The organism is Staphylococcus rostri, assembly GCF_002902145.1.
In the GTDB taxonomy this organism is placed as follows: Bacteria; Bacillota; Bacilli; order Staphylococcales; family Staphylococcaceae; genus Staphylococcus; species Staphylococcus rostri.
In genome coordinates this window covers 1-1,039 of sequence record NZ_PPRF01000100.1, presented here as the reverse complement: position 1 = coordinate 1,039, position 1,039 = coordinate 1, and the positions used below count along the sequence as shown (strand labels likewise).

At 25.8% G+C, this 1,039-nt stretch carries 2 pseudogenes; both read left to right on the top strand.

Features of this window, described 5'->3' with window-relative positions:
* A pseudogene (locus CD122_RS10625) lies at positions 1 to 255 on the top strand (Cthe_2314 family HEPN domain-containing protein); the annotation flags it as partial.
* Between the two features lie 61 nt (positions 256 to 316).
* A pseudogene (locus CD122_RS10620) lies at positions 317 to 1,039 on the top strand (hypothetical protein); the annotation flags it as partial.

Here is a 1,039-nt window from a genome sequence, read left to right as displayed (position 1 = left end):
TTTAAAAAATTAGGAAATATACTTAATAAAAACAGTCCTATTCGTACCGTAAAGTATAGAGATGAATATACTCATAACATAACTCCATACCGATTAAATAGCCATCCCGAGAAAGATGAGCATGGAATTGCTTTTTTTAAAGCTAATAAACCAATGATTAATGATATTGAGGAAGCTATAAAAGACATAGAGTCTGATTTAGAAAAACTGCAAAAAAAGGCTAAACATATTAAAACAGCACTTACCATCTTATAATAGTTATACCATTCAAAATTCACCCAAAAATATTAATATTTTATAGAAATGGATGATTAGTATGATAAAGAACAAATGGAAAATAGAATTATGGTTTCAGAAATTCAACTATTTTATACATAAAATCAGCAATGAATTTGTACCAGAAAGAATCACATTTAATGAATATAACTTAATTAAAGGACAATCATTACCTAATGAAACAGTTTATATTAGTTACTTCGTAAATCAACCAGATCAAATTATTGAACAACATACAGTAAAATCAGATTCAAACGGTATATTTACTGACAATGTCCCAAATATATATCAATCGGAAATTTTTAAAAATGATAAATTATCATTTTTTATAGATAGTCAAAGTAAAATCGATATTGATGATATATCACAAGAAATCGTTGAAGAAGGCTCTTCCGTTCTCCTATTCTTAGATTTAAAAACAATAGAATCATACTTTGATGAATTCTTACTTGCCATTTCAGACAAAACAGAATTTGCTAAACAAACTGCTGAAAATGTAAGAAGACAAATAATGGGTGAGATAAATCTTAAAAAATGGGATATTCAAATTAAAATGAATAAAAACAAAGATAAATTAAATTCATCTTCAGAATTCAACGAACTTAAAAATGAAATTATAAAGAACCATCAAGACTTAACTGCAGAATCATATAATGACATTTTAATAAGTGATTTCTTAACTAAATATCTTGTATATAAAGAAAAGCAGGACTCCTATCTGGAAAAAGGCATATTAAGTCAAAATAAGTCAAACTATTTTATA